Below are 15614 nucleotides of genomic sequence, written 5' to 3' on the forward strand. Positions count from 1 at the left end.
GCAACCGATTGCGCAACTTTAAAGTGAAAAGCTTTTAAAAACGCATTTATCTGCGACATAGGTGAAGAAACTGCTGGCTCTGTCAAGAGCCAGCGGTTTTTGTATTTTAATAAAAAGACGGAGAAAGCTTTGACTACGGCGCATGTATATGGTACTTTTACACTTAGTGTAGATAATTAGAAACAAAATGAGGTTGAAAAATGGCGAAATATAAAATTATTGCAACAGCAGCAATGGGAATTGAAGCACTGGTCGCTAAAGAAGTGCGTGCTTTAGGATATGAATGTGAAGTAGATAATGGCAAGGTTATCTTTGAAGGAGACGAGCTCGCAATTGCTCGCTGCAATTTATGGCTTCGTACAGCAGATCGAATTAAAGTGCAGGTTGGACAGTTCAAAGCTCGTACGTTTGATGAGCTTTTTGAACAAACAAAAGCATTAAATTGGGGAGATTACTTGCCCGTAGATGCACAGTTTCCTGTATCGGGAAAATCAGTTAAATCTAAACTTTTCAGCGTATCAGATTGTCAAAGCATTGTGAAAAAAGCAATTGTTGACAGCATGAAAAAACATTACAACAAAACAACAGGATGGCTCGAAGAAACAGGATCAACGTTTAAAATTGAAGTAGCGCTATTAAAAGATGTTGCTACATTAACAATTGACGCAAGCGGTGCAGGACTTCATAAGCGCGGTTACCGCGTAGGACAAGGGGAAGCTCCTTTAAAAGAAACGCTGGCAGCGGCTTTGATTATGCTAACACCGTGGAATGCGGATCGTCCGTTTGTCGATGTTTTTTGCGGTTCTGGTACAATTGCTATCGAAGCAGCGCTTATCGGTCAAAATATCGCACCAGGGTTTAACCGTGACTTTTTATCAGAAGAGTGGCCGTGGATGTCAGCAAGTATTTGGGACAAAGCGCGCGAAGAAGCAGAAGACTTAGCGAACTACGACCAAGTGCTAGATATTGCTGGTCATGATATTGACCATCGTATGGTAAAAGTAGCGGAGCAAAATGCATTTGAAGCTGGACTTGGAGATTTAATTCAATTTAAACAAATGCAAGTGCGCGATTTTACGACGCCGAAAGAATATGGAATCATTATTGGTAACCCTCCGTACGGCGAACGTTTAAGCGATCGTCCTTCTGTTGAAAAAATGTATGCTGAAATGGGCCAAGCGTTTTCTAAGCTTGATACGTGGTCAATTTATATGCTTACATCTCATGAACAGTTTGAACAGTACTACGGTAAAAAAGCGACGAAAAAACGCAAATTATTTAACGGATTTATTAAAACAGACTACTATCAATACTGGGGACCTCGTCCTCCACGCAACGACCAATAATAAAAAGCCAAGCGGTGTAAAAACCGCTTGGCTTTTTTACGTTATTTCTTTTTTAAACCGCGATAAGCTAGCATTCCAAACATGCCTATACCGAGCACGACAATTAATAAAATAAACCAAAACGTGGCATTAAGCAGGTATTTATATAGTCCGTCATAATAATCATGCATGTACTCACCCCATTGTGTTTTTTTATAGTATGGGCGAGTAGCGGGGCAATATATGTATTCATTTCTTTTTACTAGCAGGCTTAAAACGAGAAATGATCAGCTTATTTCTAACATATTTACGAAAGGGAAATCTCATACTAAAACCTAAGAGGTGATAAAATGAGAAAAAATCGATCAGCACGGGTTTTTGGCGGGATGATGCTTCTTTCATGGTTAACCATCCCTTTTATAGGACGACAGCATATTAAGCGTTATTTATCATCTACTATGTTTATTTCCTTTTTGATTATGGTTGAAAGCTATATTGCTGAAAAAAAGAAGTGGTGGATATTCCCTAATCCTCCTCATCCATATCTAACAGGTGAAGCTGCTTTACTTTTAGGTCCATTTTTAGCAGGTTCTTTATGGATTAAAAAGTTCACATATGGCCATTTTGGAAGGTATATGTTATTAAATGCAATCGTAGATACATTTTTTGTTTATCCTTTTCAACGAGCTATGAACCGTGCAAAGCTTTTTAGGGTAGGCACATTTAAAGAGTACCATTTGCTAGGTATCTTTCTGTTGAAAGCTGCTTTAATGTACGTTTACCAACATCTAGTAGTAGAGAAACCAAAATCTCAGCGTGCTTTAAAAAATAATCCTATAGAATAAAGGAGCAGGCAGGGAAGCGTGATTTTCTTGCCCGCTATTTTAATGCTCCAGATGTCATTCCTGAAATGAAATGCTTTTGCAAAAACACGTACGCAATCAATAATGGAATAGAAGAAAGAACGACTGCTGAAAACAGCATAGGGTAATTAGTCAGAAATTCCCCTTGAAAGTCCAATAGTGCAATAGGCAGCGTTTTTACTTCTTTAGATTTTAACAAGAGCAAAGGGAATAACAGATCATTCCACACAATCACAAACGAAAAAATTCCTACTGTAGCCATTGATGGTATTGAGAGTCGAAGAGCGATTTTTGAATATATTTTCCACTCTGACGCTCCGTCCATGCGAGCAGCTTCAAATAGTTCCTTTGGCAAAGTTTTCATAAACCCCGTGATAATAAACACACCGATGGGAAGCAAAAAACTTATGGAGACGATAATGACGCCTGTTAGCGTATTGACGAGCCCAAGCTTATTCATCAGCAAAAAGACAGGAATCATATTGACTTGGGTAGGGACAATCATTCCGCAAACAAAAAAGCCGTATACAATCCATCCAAGCTTTTGAGGTAGCTGAATAATAGCATAAGCAATCATGCTTGAAAACCATAGAATAAAAAACGTGCCAAAGACGGTAACAATCACGCTGTTTTTAATATAGCCAAAGATGGGTTCATTGACGAGCAGCTGTTTATAATTTTCAATATTCCAGCCTGCTGGTAATCCGATTGGGTTGCTGTAAAGCTCAGGCGTTGTTTTAAAGGTTGTTAATAAAACCAAGCTTAAGGGCAACAGAATGATTAAACCGTATATCCCTAAAATCAGTTGTCTGAATGGGTTTTGTTTCATAAAAGAATCTCCTTTTACATTTTGGTTAAGCGAAGTACGCGAAATTGAAGAAACGTTAAAAGAGCAATTACAATCATAAATACAACTGAAATGGCAGAGGCATAGCCGAAACGAAAATTAATAAAAGCTTCGTGATAAAGCAGTGTCGAAAGAATTTCAGTTGAGTTGGAGGGACCTCCATTTGTCATTGCAATGATTAAATCAAATGCTTTAAAACTTTGTATGGTCGTATAAGCTACAACCATTGTCGTAGCTGGAGCTAAAAGAGGCCACGTAATGCGCTTGAATTTTTGCCATCTTGTTGCTCCATCAATACTAGCAGCTTCATATAACTCGCTGGGAATAGCTTGAATTCCAGCTACAAAAATAATAAGCATTTGACCAGTATGTGCCCAAAATTGTACAAAAGCCAAGCTGTAAATGGCGATATGTCCATTTCCAATCCAAGACTGGGTCCAATGCTCAAGGCCTATTTTACTTAAAAATAGGTTCACTCCTCCAATGTTGGGGTCATACATAAAGTTCCACGTGAAGGCAATCGACACGGACGAAATAATCGTCGGTACAAAAAAGAGTGAACGATAAAATGTATTCCATGCAGAATTTTTATAAAGTAAAAGTGCAAAGCCTAAGCTCAATAACGTTTGAAAGATCAGCACGCCAATTGTAAACTTTAAGTTGTTTGTAAGAGACTGTGTAAAAATAGCATCGTTTGTTAAAATTTCTTTGAAGTTTTGAAACCCTACAAATGAGAACTGAGAAGACAATCCATTCCAATCAGTTGTGCTTAAAAATAAAGCAGAAAGCGTTGGCAATGCAAAGAAAACAGTATATATGATAAAACCGGGAAGTAAAAACAACCATAGATGTCTGCTTTTAGAGATACTTTTAAATGAAAAGAGAGGAAAAGAGAACGAAGGGGTTCTCTTTTCTTCTTCTTGAATAGACGTATTAGTTTTTAGCGACACGTTCTACCTCTCCTTGTGCTTTTTCAGCAGCTTTTTTCGCTGACATACCGGATAGTACGTCCTGTACAGATGTTTCAACAGCTTTTGATACGCGCTCATTTAAAATTGTAAATCGAGGTTGGAAGACCGTTTTTTTGTCTTTCCATTTTGCGCTTTCTTTGAGTTCAGGTGAATCATATTTCACGTCTTTGACCGTTAATAACTGGCCAGTAGCATTCGCATACTCAGAAGAAATCTTTGGATCTGCAAGGAAAGTTAAAAATTTCTTAGCAGCTTCTTTGTGTTTTGATTTTTCAGCAACACCTAATAAGAATGTCGTGGTATGAACACCTTCGTATTTTGCTTTATCTTGATCCACTGTAATCGGGGCAAGCAAACCTTGATCAATCTTCGGATTTTGCTGTTTGACTGTAGCCATCATATAAGAACCTTGAGCAAGCATTGCGCCTTTTTCCTGAGCAAAAAGTGCTGCAGCACTTTCTTTTTTCGTACCAAGAGCATCTTTTTGGAAGTAACCTTTGTCATTTAATTCTTTAATTTGAGATAGGGTTTTGATAAACCATTCATCAGTTAGCTTGCGCTTGCCCGTTTCTACTTCGTGAAGGGCGTTGTTTGTAGGTTCGTTATTCATAATCATTGGATTAATAAATTGAGAAGGACTTACGTCTCCTGAAAATAAAATCGGAGTATATCCATTTTTCTTTAATGTTTCAGATGTTTTTAAAAAGCTATTCCAATCTTTAGGAACATCTAAATTTAGTTTTTCAAAAATGCCTTTGTTATAGACAGGGATGTTATAGACTAGCTGATAAGGAAGAGCATATTGCGTATTATCCGCTTTGCCCGCTTGGATTAGCTTTTCGTCAAATTTGCTGAGTAAGTTTTGGTCGTCCAGCTTGGCAAAACCGTTTGCTTTGCGAATCGTTTCAAATTGACTTCCTGGAAAACTAGCAAATACATCGATACCTTCTCCAGATAATAGAGATCCTTGAATTTGTGATTGATAGGAATCAGAAGGAAAGACGGTCATTTCTACATGAATATTTGGATTTTTCTTTTCAAATTGCTCAATGATAGAATCAAAAGCTTTCGAATCTTCTCCTCGCCAATGCGTAAAGTTAATGGTTACTTTTTTAGAAGAGTCACTGCTGTCGCCGCTTGTTGAACTGTTTTTGCCGCAGCCCGCGATGATCACGGTGAGCATTGCTAACAGAATTAATAATTTTTTCATTTTAGTTCCCCCACTTATAGAATTCTTTTTAGATAGTTATTGGTCAATTTTGATACGGTTGGTAGATGCTTGGTCAAAGAAATGAGCATGATTCATTTGAAAATGAAATGGAAAGTGCTGATGAACTTGAATATGTTCATCCCCAGGGATTTTAGCTATAAAGAGCTGGTCTCCTAAACTACTGTATAGTATGTACTCTGCTCCTAATAACTCAGACACCTCTACCGGTAATGAAATATGAGAAGCATCAGAAGAGGCGCGCGTAATATGCTCTGGTCGAATTCCTACAGTAATGAACTGATTGTTGTAGCCTTTTTCATGTAACGAATGCATTTGATTTTCTGTCAGCTGAAACTCATGTTCACTGATGTACAGTTTGTTGTTCACTACTTTTCCTGTGAAAAAGTTCATTCCCGGCGATCCTATAAAACTGGCTACAAACGTATTCTCTGGAGCATTATACACTTGCATAGGTGAACCTATTTGCTGAATTTTTCCGTCTTTCATAACTACAATTCTGCTTGCCATCGTCATCGCTTCTGTTTGATCGTGGGTTACATAAATAATGGTCGTCTGCAGCCTCTGATGAAGCTTACTGATTTCAGCACGCATTTGTACGCGAAGCTTCGCATCAAGATTAGATAAAGGTTCATCCATTAAAAAAATTTGGGCATTCCGTACAATGGCTCTTCCTAAAGCCACTCGCTGACGCTGCCCTCCTGATAACGCTTTTGGCTTGCGTTTTAAATAGGGTTCTAAGTCCAAAATATGAGCCGCTTCACGAACGCGATCATCAATTTCTTGTTTTGGGACTTTGCGGAGCTGCAAGCCAAATGCCATGTTGTCGTAAACTGTTAAATGAGGGTAAAGCGCGTAGTTTTGAAACACCATTGCAATATCCCGGTCCTTAGAAGGTAAATCGTTTGCACGATCTCCATTAATAAGCAATTCTCCTTCTGTTATCGATTCAAGGCCGGCGATCATTCGAAGGGTACTGGATTTGCCGCACCCTGAAGGTCCTACAAACACAATAAATTCTTTGTCTTGAATATGAAGATTGAAATTATCAACTGCAAGACTATCTTTTCTGTATTTTTTATACACGTGCTGTAACTGCAGTTCTGCCATTTTTTCTCCTTTCAGCAGGCTTTTAAAAAAATAAAAGCCTCTAATTGCACAGACGGATTGTACGTGTATCTGGCAATTAGAGGCTATCGGTTGACCGGCAAGCCTGTATTATGTAGTTTTGAGTGATTGAATCTGTAAGTAATTTTAAAATATATTATTCCTATATGTCAAGTGAGAATTAAAATATTTTAATGAGTTCGATTATTTTCTTAAATGAAAGAAGCCATTTATTAAGCCAGAGATGCTGGTTTTGGGAATAAAATAAACAGCTGGTGTATAGAATGATAGTATTCACTTTTATAGTAAGCACTACAGAGAGAGGATGTTTATAAATGGATAGAAACACGCAGTTCACTATGATTCGTCAAGCGTTGGAAAACAGCTATCATTTAATGCAGCAGGGAATAGAAGTGAGCGGAGAGACGCTTACTCAGCTGGAACAAGCAAAAGCCGAGTATGAAGCGGCCTTTTTATTGTCTCATTCCACGGACTCAAAATTCCGCTGTAATTAATTTTTTAATAGCACTTATTCCGTTTGCGTTCTATACACTCAGCTTTTATACAAAAAGGTTCTGTCCTTACAGGCAGAACTTTTTTATGTTCAGCTCTTTTTATTGACATTTTAGATAAAGTAGTCAATAATTAAGTTTTGCTTACATGAGAAATTTACTAGATAAAAAGAAGTGAAGCTAATTTTTATTGATAGATATTTACATAAATAAAGGAGTCAGTATCGATGATGAGAGAGCGGTTGCCTTTTACAATTGAGCGGGATGAAAACTTTTTTGACAAATTAAATGAATGGATAGGTGATGTTTTTTATGATCATCTTCCAGACGCAGGGTTAGAACTTCGAGACGAACAAATTTTTATGGCTTTTCAAATCGAACGAGCTTTTAAAGAAAAAAATGTAATCTTTGCAGAAGCAGGTGTAGGAACAGGAAAAACTATTGTGTATTTACTGTATGCTATTTGTTATGCAAGGTATATTGGCAAGCCAGCAATTATTGCCTGTGCGGATGAAACATTAATTGAACAGTTAGTAAAAGCCGAAGGAGACATTGCCAAGCTCTCTGGTATTTTAGATATTAACATGGATGTTCGCCTAGCAAAATCTCAAGATCAGTATCTGTGTTTAAAGAAATTAGATGCTGTGACAGCACGAACAGATAATGAAAACATTGAAGAAATTTACGATACGCTTCCTGATTTTGTTCATGATCATAGCGGTATGCAGTCGTTCTATCACTACGGAGACCGTAAAGAATATCCTCATTTAACGGATGAGGAATGGAATCAAATTAACTGGGATACGTTTCAAGACTGCTCTTCCTGTGAGCAGCGTCATAGATGCGGCTTAACGCTTTCACGTGAGCACTATAGAAAAGCACATGACTTAATTATTTGCTCTCACGATTTTTACATGGAGCACATTTGGACATATGAAGCCCGCAAGCGTGAAGGACAGCTTCCCCTTCTTCCTGAAAGCAGCTGTGTTGTATTTGATGAAGGTCACCTGCTGGAATTTGCTGCACAAAAGGCTTTAACATATCGAATTCAAGAAGATACGTTAGAAAACTTGTTAACGCGTCTATTAGAAAATGACGTGCGAGAAGAATTTGCTGTGAAGATCGAGCACGCTATCGATGTGTACGCAATGTTCTTTGACCGTTTAAGTGAAGCAAGCACAGAAATCGTTGGTTCTAGCCGTAAAGAAGTAGCCCGTACAAATGGATTACAAAGTGTAGGAAAAGAACTTTTATCGCTGCTTGAGCATATCGGAAACGAGCTTGTGTTTGAGAGTGAGACCTATACAGTAGACGAATATACGCTGCGAATTGTAGATGAGTACCTAGATCAAATTGATTATTCGCTGCGCTTATTTATGGACAACGAAAATGCCATCTACTGGGTGGAAGAAAACAACTGGCAGCTGACGTTGGTTATTATGCCGCAAGCAGTAAAAGACGTCTTAAAAGAACGAGTATTTGCAAAGAAAATACCATACATTTTCACGTCTGCCACTCTGTCAGATAACCAATCGTTCGATTATTTAGCATATAGCTTAGGAATTGCAAAGCCGCTTTCTTTTTCCGTTGAATCGCCATTTGATTATGATGAGCAAATGAAAATTGCGGTAAAAAATGTTTCAGATGATCAAGAAGAAGCGTTTGCTGAAAAATTCGCCTTTGCTGTTGCGCAGCTCGAAAAAACGAACGGACGAGCACTTTTACTGTTTAACAGCAAAGAAGAACTAGAGATGTTCAAAGAAGTTTCCAAAGAGTTAAATCAGTACACATTCTTATTTGAAGGCGATCAAGAAATCAGTAAATTAGTATCTCAGTTCCAAAGGGAAGAAAAAACGATTTTATGCGCTGTTCATTTGTGGGAAGGATTGGATATTCCTGGACCTTCGCTATCTAATGTAATTATTTGGTCTCTGCCGTATCCACCAAATGATCCGGTCTTTGAAGCAAAACGCAATCAAGTAGTCGATCCATTTTGGGATGCAGATATGCCGTATATGCTTCTTCGCTTAAAGCAAGGAGTTGGAAGGCTGATTCGCTCTCATAACGATAAGGGTCTAATCACGATCTTTATGCCAAAAAGCACAGATTCAAAAGTGCGTTCAATCATTGAACAAAATGTCCCAACAAAAATAGAAAACGTATAAAAAAGCGCGGTTGTAGCCGCGTTTTTTTATACGTATAATAGATTGAATATTCAGTTATATACACGCCGTTACTATTATGATAAAATAATTTATGGTGAAATAAGGAAAGTAAGGAGGAAAAACAATGAGAGAAGACATACAGAAAATTGAGAAACAGTTTTATGAATACATGAATAAAATCAAAAGTTATCACGAGGCAATCGGAGTGATGTACTGGGATTTGAGGACGGGTGCTCCAAAAAAAGGGGCGGATCAGCGTTCTGAAGTTATTGGCATGATGTCATCAGAAGCGTTCAATCTTTCGGTTTCTGATGAAATGGCAGGTTTTATTGAGAAATTAACGAACCCTGAGTCACAGCCTTACATAAACGATATTACGAAAAAAGCAGTGGAAGAATGTAAAAAAGAATATGACTTAAATAAAAAGATTCCTCCGCATGAATATAAAGAATACGTTACATTAACTTCAAAAGCTGAGTCGGTTTGGGAAGACGCAAAAGAAAAAGCAGATTTTGCTTTATTTCAACCGTATCTCGAAAAAATTGTAGCGTTCAATCAGAAGTTTGTGGAGTATTGGGGGTATGAAGGAAACAAATATAATCGTTTATTAGACCTTTTTGAACCGGGGATGACGGTTGAAATCTTAGACGAGGTATTTGGAAAGCTACGGAAGCATATTGTGCCTCTTGTTCAGCGAATCGCCGGGTCGAATACAAAGCCAAATACGGAATTTTTATTCCGTACTTTCCCAAAAGAAGCGCAAAAGCAATTTAGTCTAGACGTGTTAAAAACGCTTGGCTATGATTTTGAAGCGGGGCGACTTGATGAAACAGTCCATCCTTTTGCTACTGGTTTAAACCCGGGAGATGTGCGCATCACGACTAAATATGCCGAAAACGATTTTCGAACGGCTATTTTTGGAACAATTCACGAATGCGGCCATGCTTTATATGAGCAGAATATTTCAAAGGATCTTGTCGGTACAGTTCTATGTGAAGGTACTTCAATGGGAATTCATGAATCACAGTCACTGTTTTTTGAGCAGTTTGTCGGTAAAAATAAGGCATTCTGGCAGCATCATTACGACGTACTAAAAAAGCATGCGCCGGGACAATTTGACGATGTAGATTTAGAAGATTTTTACCGAGGAGTAAATGAGGCGAAACCGTCTCTTATTCGTATTGAAGCAGATGAGTTAACGTATCCTCTTCATATTATGATTCGCTATGAGATTGAAAAAGGATTAATAAACGGAGAATATAAAGTTGCAGATTTACCGGAAATTTGGAATGAGAAATACGAAGAATATTTAGGAGTTCGTCCAAGTCACGATGGAGAAGGCGTGCTTCAGGATGTACACTGGGCCGGAGGAAGCTTTGGGTACTTCCCTTCCTATGCTCTTGGCTATATGTACGCAGCGCAGTTTAAGCATACCATGTTAAAAGACTTGCCTAATTATGATGAACTTCTTGAAAAAGGAGAAATTTCGCCGATTACAAATTGGCTAACAGAACATATTCATCAGTGCGGAAAAATGAAAAAGCCTCTTGAAATTTTAAACGATGTAACGGGAGAAGGCTTAAATGTAGATTATTTAATTCAATATCTAGAAAAGAAATATGGAGAAATTTATCACGTATAAAAAACGCTATAACCGAATATTATGTTTTGTATCGAAAGTAAATGTTCGAAAATATCGCTTTTAGATATTTTCAAATAAAAGATTTGCTGATATAATACAATTAACTCAATAACGCACTCATATAATGACGAGAATAAGGCTCGTAAGTATCTACCAAACTACCGTAAATAGTTTGACTATGGGTGAGCGATGAAGTTTGTTTTTCACTTTTGTGCGTAACAGCTCAAGGACATTGCTCTACTCATATACGAGTGCAGCTATGTTTTTGAGCTTTTTTAATACAAACGTTGGAGGAACGAACTATGAAAGCTTTGCAAAACAAAATTTTAACAGATGGTATCGTATTATCGGACACGGTTTTAAAAGTAGACACATTTTTAAACCACCAAATGGATCCTGTATTAATGAAAGAAATTGGAGAAGAATTCGCTTCACGTTTTGAAGATGCAGGAATTACGAAGATTTTAACGATTGAATCATCAGGAATTGCTCCAGCGATTATGACCGCATTGAAGCTAAACGTTGAGATGGTGTTTGCCAGAAAAAGAAAATCTTTAACACTTCAAGACGGACTCATTACATCAAAAGTATATTCATTTACAAAAAAAGAAGAAAATGAAATTTCAGTTGCTGATAAATTTATTCGAGAAGATGACGTGATTTTAATTATTGATGACTTTTTAGCAAACGGCCAAGCTGCATTCGGCTTGATGGATATCGTACAAAAAGCAGGTGCTAAAGTAGGCGGCATTGGGATTGTTATTGAAAAAGCGTTCCAAGATGGAGGAAAACAAATTCGTAAATCAGGCGTTAAAGTAGAATCATTAGCACGCATTCAGTCTTTATCAAATGGTAAAGTTACATTTGCTGAAGATAAACCAACAGTGGAGGTTTAATATGAATAAAGGAAAAGTCTTTTCACTTGGTTTACAGCATGTTTTAGCTATGTACGGAGGTGCGATTGTTGTTCCGCTTATTGTTGGAGGAGCCATTGGCTTGACTCAGCAGCAGCTTACGTATTTAGTGGCGATTGACTTATTTATGTGTGGTGTGGCAACTCTGCTGCAAGTATGGAAAAATCGTTTTTTTGGAATTGGTCTTCCAGTTGTATTAGGGTGTACGTTTACTGCAGTAGGACCTATGATTTCAATTGGAGGTTCTTACGGCGTTTCTTCCATATATGGTTCTATTATCGTCGCTGGTTTACTCATTGTCCTTCTTTCTGCTTTTTTAGGTAAATTGGTTAAGTTTTTCCCTCCTTTAGTTACGGGCTCGGTTGTAACGATTATTGGAATTACGTTAATTCCTGTAGCGATTAAAGATTTAGCCGGAGGAGAAGGAAGTAAAGATTTTGGCAGCTTGAGCAATTTAGGTTTAGGTTTTGGCGTTTTGTTATTAATTATTGTTCTGTATCGATTTACAAAAGGATTTATGCGCTCCGTCTCCGTGTTATTAGGATTAGTTGTTGGAACAATTGCAGCTTCTTTTATGGGAAAAGTAGATTTTTCCGGTGTAAAAGAAGAAGCGTGGGTTCATATGCCACATGTTTTGTACTTTGGGATGCCAACTTTTAATATTATGGCCATTCTGACAATGTTCCTCGTTTTACTTGTTGGTATTGTCGAGTCAACAGGCGTTTATTTTGCTGTTAGTGATATTTGTAAAAAAGAAGTGGATGAAAAAGATTTATCTAAAGGCTATCGTGCAGAAGGACTGGCGATTTTATTAGGCGGATTTTTTAACGCATTTCCTTATACAGCGTATTCTCAAAATGTAGGACTTTTACAATTGTCAGGTGTTCGCACAAGAAATGTTATATTTGCAGCGAGTGGAATTTTAATCGTTTTGGGTTTTCTACCTAAAATCGCAGCCGTGACGACGGTTATCCCGAGCTCTGTCCTTGGTGGAGCAATGGTAGCTATGTTTGGAATGGTAATCTCTTCAGGTATTAAAATCCTTAGTCAAGTTGATTTAGCAAAACAAGAAAACCTTCTTGTGATTGCATGTTCGGTTGGCATGGGTCTAGGGGTGACGGTTGTACCTGAACTCTTCAAAAACTTACCAGATAGTCTTCAAGTTCTTACTGGAAGCGGTATTGTAATGGGGAGTTTTACAGCAATCTTTTTAAATATTGTCTTTAATATGATGAAATCACCACGTACGCAAGTTGCAGAAACAAAGTTAACAAATGAAGTAGTATCGAAATAAAAAGAGGCTAGGACAAAAATATTTTAGTTGAGAAGATCCGAACGATTAATCGTTCGGATCTTTTCATTGTAATGGGGAACATAGGCCTAATTTGTTCGTTTTTCCTATTAAGACCGTGTTTTGAAAAACAGTGTATAAAGCATTTTTCCCACATCAGGGTTTTTTGCCACTAATGAAATTTCTCTTTTGAATTTGAAGTCTGTAATGGATAACGCTTTAATGGTTGAGCTTTGTAAATGGCGCATAAAAATTTCAGGCAGAATTGAAATACCTAAATTAGCTGAAATAAATCCCATAATACTTTGCGCAAATTCAATTTCATTGGCAATGGAAATTTTTAAGTTATGACGATTGTACGCTTTTTCTACTAGTGTCCGAACATCGCACCCTGGCGGGAGAACTACAATGGGTTCTTCTTTAAAATCTTTAAATGATACGCTTTCTTTTTCGGCTAACGGGTGCTGATCATTCACAAATAAATAAAAATCTTCTTTGAATAATAGTTTTGACCAGTAAGTATGTTGAACCTCTCGATCATCAAATAAAGCCCCATCAATTTGATTGCTTTCTAACTGCTCTAACAAATCATAATAGTGATGCGAGGTTTTTATATCAATATGGCGATTGTGATCTTTAGCAGAAGCCAGTTGATAAGGTAAGTAAAAAGCAGCCATACTCTGCCACGTTCCGATAGTTAAATCACAAGCTTCTTGCGTAGACACTAATTTTTTTTGAAGAGCATGAACGCTTGATAGTATGGATTCACCTTCTTGTAAAAGAATTTCACCTGCTGAGGTTAATTCTACTCCTGTAGCGGAGCGAATAAATAATGTTACCCCTAAATCTTCTTCTAGTTTTCTCATTTGCTTACTGAGCGCGGGCTGCGTCATATGCAGCTGTTCGCTTGCTTTGCTTAAGCTTTTTGTTTTGGCTGTTTCAATAAAAGACTCAAGCCATTCTGTTTTCATATTTATCACCTATAACCTTTTGTTATACCCATAGTATAGAAGGGAAGTTCTCATAAATCAATGAAGATGCTAGTGTATATAGTGTAGTTAACACAGCACAAAGAAATTCACACAACTAGGAGGATGAATGATGTATCCAAACAAACTATATATTAACGGTGAATGGACAACAACAGAAGAGAAAATTGATGTAGTCAATCCAGCAACAAAAGAAGTAATAGGACAAATTCCAAAGGCAGGCGCAAAGGAAGCAGCACTTGCCGCTGAGGCAGCGGCTGCAGCTTTTAAAACATGGTCGAAAAGAACCGCTCAAGAGCGCAGTGCTATTTTAATGAGATGGCATCAACTAATTGAAAATCATAAAGATGAACTAGCAGAAATTATGACAACGGAACAAGGCAAACCATTTGCAGAAGCAAAAGGTGAAGTGCAGTATGGCAATGATTATATTGCTTGGTTTGCTGAAGAAGGAAAGCGTGTATACGGTGAAACGATTCCAGCTCATCATACACATAAACGTATTACGGTTAAAAAACAGCCTGTTGGCGTTGTAGCAGCTATTACACCATGGAACTTCCCTGCAGCAATGATTACGCGTAAAGTGGCCCCAGCTCTTGCAGCAGGATGTACAATTGTTCTAAAACCATCTGAAGAAACACCATTTACAGCATATCGTTTAGTAGAGCTCGCAGAAGAAGCTGGAGTTCCAAAAGGTGTGATCAATGTTGTTACTGGAGATGCAGCAGCTATTGGTGACACATGGCAAAAAGACGGACGTATCCGAAAATTAACATTTACTGGTTCAACAGCGGTTGGCAAACATTTAATGCGCGGTGCTGCTGATACTGTGAAAAAATTATCGCTGGAATTAGGCGGTCACGCACCGTTTATCGTAACAGAAAATGCAGATTTAGACGCTGCTGTAAACGGCGTAATTGCTTCTAAGTTCGTAAACGCAGGTCAAACGTGCATCTGCACAAACCGCGTATATGTACAAGAATCCATTGCAGATGCTTTTGTTGAAAAATTTGCAGCAAAAGCGGCGGAATTAACAGTAGGAAATGGATTAGAAGAAGGTACACAAGTTGGACCGTTAATTAACGATAAAGCGGTTGAGAAAGTAAAAGCACAAATTGCGGATGCAAAAAGTAAAGGAGCTAAAGTTGTGGTTGGCGGACAAGCTATAACAACTAAAAACGGTTTCTTTATGGAGCCGACAATTATTACAAATGTAACTGATGACATGAATTGCATGTTTGAAGAAACGTTTGGACCATTGGCACCTGTAGCAACATTTAAAACAGTAGAAGAAGCCGTAGAACGAGCAAACAATAGCCCTTATGGTTTAGCCGCTTACGTATTTACAGAAAACATTAAGGAAGCAACGTTTGTATCTGAAGAGTTAGAATACGGCATTGTAGGAGTAAATGATGGCTCTCCATCTGCAGCTCAAGCTCCATTCGGCGGCTTTAAAGAAAGTGGTCTTGGACGCGAAGGAAGTCATTACGGCATTGAAGATTATTTAGAAGTAAAATATATCTCAATGGGACTTTAATCAAAAGCAGAGGGACAAAAATATTTTAGTCGAAGTGAAATACGAACTAGCAACTAATAATCAAAATGATTGGTTGTTAGTTCGTATTTTTTTGTTGTTAAGGTGGACGTAACTTTCAGGTGTTTCGTTGTGTCCTAGCTTTTTTTATGCACTTTTGTAAAGAAAATTTGGAATAATAGTTCTTTAGCGCAATTAATTGCATTTCTAGGGTGTCTGTGCAAGA

Annotated in this window: 14 protein-coding genes and 1 riboswitch; of the genes, 8 read left to right on the forward strand and 6 right to left on the reverse strand. The window is 37.8% G+C overall.

Annotated elements, in window-relative coordinates; all coding sequences use genetic code 11:
• Nucleotides 1-200 precede the first annotated feature (200 nt).
• On the forward strand, nucleotides 201-1346 hold the full coding sequence (locus AC1D0Y_RS09720; RefSeq protein ID WP_060746051.1) for a THUMP domain-containing class I SAM-dependent RNA methyltransferase: 1146 nt from the start codon (nucleotides 201-203) through the stop codon (nucleotides 1344-1346).
• Between the two features lie 41 nt (nucleotides 1347-1387).
• Here the strand turns inward: AC1D0Y_RS09720 and AC1D0Y_RS09725 are convergent, their stop codons facing one another.
• Complete coding sequence (locus tag AC1D0Y_RS09725) at nucleotides 1388-1516, reverse strand: hypothetical protein (RefSeq protein WP_013056148.1); 129 nt, start codon at nucleotides 1514-1516, stop codon at nucleotides 1388-1390.
• 159 nt (nucleotides 1517-1675) lie between these two features.
• Here AC1D0Y_RS09725 and AC1D0Y_RS09730 point away from each other — a divergent pair, with 159 nt between their 5' ends.
• Nucleotides 1676-2170: a hypothetical protein gene (locus tag AC1D0Y_RS09730; protein WP_477707530.1), complete on the forward strand. Its 495-nt coding sequence runs from the start codon at nucleotides 1676-1678 to the stop codon at nucleotides 2168-2170.
• A gap of 34 nt (nucleotides 2171-2204) precedes the next feature.
• Here AC1D0Y_RS09730 and AC1D0Y_RS09735 read toward each other — a convergent pair whose 3' ends face one another.
• From AC1D0Y_RS09735 to AC1D0Y_RS09750, 4 genes are read right to left on the reverse strand one after another with little or no spacing between them, the layout of a single operon-like run.
• Nucleotides 2205-3017: a carbohydrate ABC transporter permease gene (locus tag AC1D0Y_RS09735; RefSeq protein ID WP_060746049.1), complete on the reverse strand. Its 813-nt coding sequence runs from the start codon at nucleotides 3015-3017 to the stop codon at nucleotides 2205-2207.
• Between the two features lie 14 nt (nucleotides 3018-3031).
• Complete coding sequence (locus tag AC1D0Y_RS09740; protein WP_013082365.1) at nucleotides 3032-3985, reverse strand: carbohydrate ABC transporter permease; 954 nt, start codon at nucleotides 3983-3985, stop codon at nucleotides 3032-3034.
• Complete coding sequence (locus AC1D0Y_RS09745) at nucleotides 3969-5216, reverse strand: ABC transporter substrate-binding protein (protein WP_028407997.1); 1248 nt, start codon at nucleotides 5214-5216, stop codon at nucleotides 3969-3971. Before AC1D0Y_RS09745 ends, AC1D0Y_RS09740 begins: the two co-directional genes overlap by 17 nt.
• Before the next feature lie 36 nt (nucleotides 5217-5252).
• Nucleotides 5253-6344, reverse strand: a complete 1092-nt coding sequence (locus tag AC1D0Y_RS09750; protein WP_477707531.1) for an ABC transporter ATP-binding protein — start codon at nucleotides 6342-6344, stop codon at nucleotides 5253-5255.
• A gap of 332 nt (nucleotides 6345-6676) precedes the next feature.
• Here AC1D0Y_RS09750 and AC1D0Y_RS09755 point away from each other — a divergent pair, with 332 nt between their 5' ends.
• The 5 genes from AC1D0Y_RS09755 to AC1D0Y_RS09775 all read left to right on the forward strand — a co-directional run bounded on the left by AC1D0Y_RS09755 (nucleotide 6677) and on the right by AC1D0Y_RS09775 (nucleotide 12868).
• On the forward strand, nucleotides 6677-6856 hold the full coding sequence (locus tag AC1D0Y_RS09755) for a hypothetical protein (protein ID WP_028407999.1): 180 nt from the start codon (nucleotides 6677-6679) through the stop codon (nucleotides 6854-6856).
• A gap of 224 nt (nucleotides 6857-7080) precedes the next feature.
• A complete protein-coding gene (locus tag AC1D0Y_RS09760) occupies nucleotides 7081-9018 on the forward strand; it encodes an ATP-dependent DNA helicase (protein ID WP_028408000.1) in 1938 nt (645 codons plus the stop codon).
• 124 nt (nucleotides 9019-9142) lie between these two features.
• The gene (locus AC1D0Y_RS09765; RefSeq protein ID WP_477707532.1) at nucleotides 9143-10660 is read left to right on the forward strand and encodes a carboxypeptidase M32; all 1518 of its coding nucleotides are present in this window, start codon (nucleotides 9143-9145) and stop codon (nucleotides 10658-10660) included.
• Nucleotides 10661-10757: 97 nt separating this feature from the next.
• Nucleotides 10758-10859, forward strand: a riboswitch (purine riboswitch).
• 103 nt (nucleotides 10860-10962) lie between these two features.
• Nucleotides 10963-11556 carry a xanthine phosphoribosyltransferase gene (locus AC1D0Y_RS09770; protein ID WP_028408002.1) on the forward strand — a complete coding sequence of 198 codons (594 nt, stop codon included), beginning with the start codon at nucleotides 10963-10965 and terminating at the stop codon, nucleotides 11554-11556.
• Nucleotide 11557: 1 nt separating this feature from the next.
• On the forward strand, nucleotides 11558-12868 hold the full coding sequence (locus AC1D0Y_RS09775) for a nucleobase:cation symporter-2 family protein (protein WP_028408003.1): 1311 nt from the start codon (nucleotides 11558-11560) through the stop codon (nucleotides 12866-12868).
• Nucleotides 12869-12975: 107 nt separating this feature from the next.
• On the opposite strand, the gene AC1D0Y_RS09780 is transcribed toward AC1D0Y_RS09775, so the two are convergent.
• Nucleotides 12976-13836, reverse strand: coding sequence for a LysR family transcriptional regulator (locus AC1D0Y_RS09780; protein ID WP_477707533.1), 861 nt, complete (start codon nucleotides 13834-13836; stop codon nucleotides 12976-12978).
• A 130-nt stretch (nucleotides 13837-13966) separates the two neighbouring features.
• Between AC1D0Y_RS09780 and AC1D0Y_RS09785 the strand changes: the two genes are divergently transcribed.
• Nucleotides 13967-15391 carry an NAD-dependent succinate-semialdehyde dehydrogenase gene (locus AC1D0Y_RS09785; protein ID WP_060746044.1) on the forward strand — a complete coding sequence of 475 codons (1425 nt, stop codon included), beginning with the start codon at nucleotides 13967-13969 and terminating at the stop codon, nucleotides 15389-15391.
• Nucleotides 15392-15614: the final 223 nt, after the last annotated feature.

The sequence above is a fragment of the Priestia sp. P1_B12_1 genome (genome assembly GCF_056406695.1).

Coding starts and splice junctions, on each gene's coding strand:
- AC1D0Y_RS09750 (WP_477707531.1), bottom strand. CDS start 6,344: ATGGCAGAACTGCAGTTACAGCACGTGTATAAAAAATACAGAAAAGAT.
- AC1D0Y_RS09780 (WP_477707533.1), bottom strand. CDS start 13,836: ATGAAAACAGAATGGCTTGAGTCTTTTATTGAAACAGCCAAAACAAAA.
- AC1D0Y_RS09720 (WP_060746051.1), top strand. CDS start 201: ATGGCGAAATATAAAATTATTGCAACAGCAGCAATGGGAATTGAAGCA.
- AC1D0Y_RS09755 (WP_028407999.1), top strand. CDS start 6,677: ATGGATAGAAACACGCAGTTCACTATGATTCGTCAAGCGTTGGAAAAC.
- AC1D0Y_RS09725 (WP_013056148.1), bottom strand. CDS start 1,516: ATGCATGATTATTATGACGGACTATATAAATACCTGCTTAATGCCACG.
- AC1D0Y_RS09765 (WP_477707532.1), top strand. CDS start 9,143: ATGAGAGAAGACATACAGAAAATTGAGAAACAGTTTTATGAATACATG.
- AC1D0Y_RS09745 (WP_028407997.1), bottom strand. CDS start 5,216: ATGAAAAAATTATTAATTCTGTTAGCAATGCTCACCGTGATCATCGCG.
- AC1D0Y_RS09760 (WP_028408000.1), top strand. CDS start 7,081: ATGATGAGAGAGCGGTTGCCTTTTACAATTGAGCGGGATGAAAACTTT.
- AC1D0Y_RS09730 (WP_477707530.1), top strand. CDS start 1,676: ATGAGAAAAAATCGATCAGCACGGGTTTTTGGCGGGATGATGCTTCTT.
- AC1D0Y_RS09785 (WP_060746044.1), top strand. CDS start 13,967: ATGTATCCAAACAAACTATATATTAACGGTGAATGGACAACAACAGAA.
- AC1D0Y_RS09775 (WP_028408003.1), top strand. CDS start 11,558: ATGAATAAAGGAAAAGTCTTTTCACTTGGTTTACAGCATGTTTTAGCT.
- AC1D0Y_RS09770 (WP_028408002.1), top strand. CDS start 10,963: ATGAAAGCTTTGCAAAACAAAATTTTAACAGATGGTATCGTATTATCG.
- AC1D0Y_RS09735 (WP_060746049.1), bottom strand. CDS start 3,017: ATGAAACAAAACCCATTCAGACAACTGATTTTAGGGATATACGGTTTA.